Source organism: Acidovorax soli, from assembly GCF_014207955.1.
GTDB lineage: Bacteria > Pseudomonadota > Gammaproteobacteria > Burkholderiales > Burkholderiaceae_C > Acidovorax > Acidovorax soli_A.
The window spans coordinates 2,501-5,723 of sequence record NZ_JACHLK010000040.1; the positions used below are offsets into that span (position 1 = coordinate 2,501).

A 3,223-nucleotide genomic window follows, 5' to 3' on the forward strand; every position below is an offset into this window, starting at 1 on the left:
GCGCCAGGTGAAAGACCTGGCAAGTCCTTGAAGATGGCTTGGGTGTCTTGAAAGAGATGTCAAAGTTATAGGGTCAAGTGACTAAGAGCATGTGGTGGATGCCTTGGCGATTACAGGCGAAGAAAGACGTGATAGCCTGCGATAAGCTTCGGGGAGCTGGCAAATAAGCATTGATCCGGAGATTTCTGAATGGGGAAACCCACCTCGCAAGAGGTATCGCATGATGAATACATAGTCATGCGAGGCGAACCGGGTGAACTGAAACATCTCAGTAGCTCGAGGAAAAGACATCAACCGAGATTCCGAGAGTAGTGGCGAGCGAAATTGGAAGAGCCTTCTATTGATAGCACGACTGTTAGCAAAGCGGAATGGAAAGTCCGGCCATAGTGGGTGATAGCCCCGTATGCGAAAACAGACGTGTGGTACTAAGGTAGAGAAAAGTAGGGCGGGACACGAGAAATCCTGTCTGAATATGGGGGGACCATCCTCCAAGGCTAAATACTCGTAATCGACCGATAGTGAACCAGTACCGTGAGGGAAAGGCGAAAAGAACCCCGGGAGGGGAGTGAAATAGATCCTGAAACCGCATGCTTACAAAAAGTAGGAGCCCGCAAGGGTGACTGCGTACCTTTTGTATAATGGGTCAGCGACTTACATTCAGTGGCAAGGTTAACCGAATAGGGAAGCCGTAGAGAAATCGAGTCCGAATAGGGCGAATCAGTCGCTGGGTGTAGACCCGAAACCAAGTGATCTATCCATGGCCAGGATGAAGGTGCCGTAACAGGTACTGGAGGTCCGAACCGACTAGTGTTGCAAAACTAGCGGATGAGCTGTGGATAGGGGTGAAAGGCTAAACAAACTTGGAAATAGCTGGTTCTCTCCGAAAACTATTTAGGTAGTGCCTCAAGTATTACCATCGGGGGTAGAGCACTGTTTAGGCTAGGGGGTCATGGCGACTTACCAAACCTATGCAAACTCCGAATACCGATGAGTACAGCTTGGGAGACAGAGCACCGGGTGCTAACGTCCGGACTCAAGAGGGAAACAACCCAGACCGCCAGCTAAGGTCCCTAAAATTGGCTAAGTGGGAAACGAAGTGGGAAGGCTAAAACAGTCAGGATGTTGGCTTAGAAGCAGCCATCATTTAAAGAAAGCGTAATAGCTCACTGATCGAGTCGTCCTGCGCGGAAGATGTAACGGGGCTAAGCCAGTTACCGAAGCTGCGGATGTGCAATTTATTGCACGTGGTAGGAGAGCGTTCTGTAGGCCTGTGAAGGTGTCTGGTAACGGATGCTGGAGGTATCAGAAGTGCGAATGCTGACATGAGTAGCGTTAAAGGGGGTGAAAAGCCCCCTCGCCGTAAGCGCAAGGTTTTCTACGCAACGTTCATCGGCGTAGAGTGAGTCGGCCCCTAAGGCGAGGCAGAGATGCGTAGCTGATGGGAAACAGGTCAATATTCCTGTACCGATCAATAGTGCGATGTGGGGACGGAGAAGGTTAGCTCAGCCAACTGTTGGATATGTTGGTTCAAGCCTGTAGTCGTGCCTGGTAGGCAAATCCGCCGGGCTTAGATGAGGGGTGATAACGAGTCTGCTTGCAGACGAAGTGAGTGATACCCTGCTTCCAGGAAAAGCCACTAAGCTTCAGCTATTGACGACCGTACCGCAAACCGACACTGGTGCGCGAGATGAGTATTCTAAGGCGCTTGAGAGAACTCAGGAGAAGGAACTCGGCAAATTGATACCGTAACTTCGGGAGAAGGTATGCCCCAAGTAGGTGAACTCGTACAGAGGGAGCCCAACGGGGTTGCAAAAAATCGGTGGCTGCGACTGTTTAATAAAAACACAGCACTCTGCAAACACGAAAGTGGACGTATAGGGTGTGACGCCTGCCCGGTGCTGGAAGATTAAATGATGGGGTGCAAGCTCTTGATTGAAGTCCCAGTAAACGGCGGCCGTAACTATAACGGTCCTAAGGTAGCGAAATTCCTTGTCGGGTAAGTTCCGACCTGCACGAATGGCGTAACGATGGCCACACTGTCTCCTCCTGAGACTCAGCGAAGTTGAAATGTTTGTGATGATGCAATCTCCCCGCGGAAAGACGGAAAGACCCCATGAACCTTTACTGTAGCTTTGTATTGGACTTTGAACAGATCTGTGTAGGATAGGTGGGAGGCTTTGAAGTGAGGTCGCTAGATCTCATGGAGCCAACGTTGAAATACCACCCTGGTGTGTTTGAGGTTCTAACCTAGGTCCATTATCTGGATCGGGGACAGTGCATGGTAGGCAGTTTGACTGGGGCGGTCTCCTCCCAAAGCGTAACGGAGGAGTTCGAAGGTACGCTAGTTACGGTCGGACATCGTGACGATAGTGCAATGGCATAAGCGTGCTTAACTGCGAGACTGACAAGTCGAGCAGATGCGAAAGCAGGACATAGTGATCCGGTGGTTCTGTATGGAAGGGCCATCGCTCAACGGATAAAAGGTACTCTGGGGATAACAGGCTGATACCGCCCAAGAGTTCATATCGACGGCGGTGTTTGGCACCTCGATGTCGGCTCATCTCATCCTGGGGCTGTAGCCGGTCCCAAGGGTATGGCTGTTCGCCATTTAAAGAGGTACGTGAGCTGGGTTTAAAACGTCGTGAGACAGTTTGGTCCCTATCTTCCGTGGGCGCTGCAGATTTGAGGAAGCCTGCTCCTAGTACGAGAGGACCGGAGTGGACACACCTCTGGTGTATCGGTTGTCACGCCAGTGGCATTGCCGAGTAGCTAAGTGTGGAAGAGATAACCGCTGAAAGCATCTAAGCGGGAAACTCGTTTCAAGATGAGATCTGCCGGGGCCTTGAGCCCCCTGAAGAGTCGTTCAAGACCAGGACGTTGATAGGCAGGGTGTGGAAGCGCAGTAATGCGTTAAGCTAACCTGTACTAATTGCTCGTGCGGCTTGACCCTATAACTTTGATAGCTACCCCAGCGCAACAACAGCGCTGAAGCTTCGAAGTCTGTTATGCCAAGTTAGACGCAGTCAAAACACACACAATCTGATTCCGATCTCTATGAATTCGTTAGGCTGACAAAAGTCAGCCCGACACCAAGTTATGCCTGATGACCATAGCAAGTTGGTACCACTCCTTCCCATCCCGAACAGGACAGTGAAACGACTTTGCGCCGATGATAGTGCGGGTTCCCGTGTGAAAGTAGGTCATCGTCAGGCTCTTACAGCCC

At 51.0% G+C, this 3,223-nt stretch carries 2 rRNA genes; both read left to right on the top strand.

The annotated features are described in order from the left end of the window. The first annotated feature begins 71 nt into the window (after positions 1-71). A 23S ribosomal RNA gene (locus tag HNP48_RS35065) occupies positions 72-2,950 on the top strand. Between the two features lie 149 nt (positions 2,951-3,099). Continuing rightward, positions 3,100-3,212: ribosomal RNA gene (gene rrf, locus HNP48_RS35070) — 5S ribosomal RNA — on the top strand. Positions 3,213-3,223: the final 11 nt, after the last annotated feature.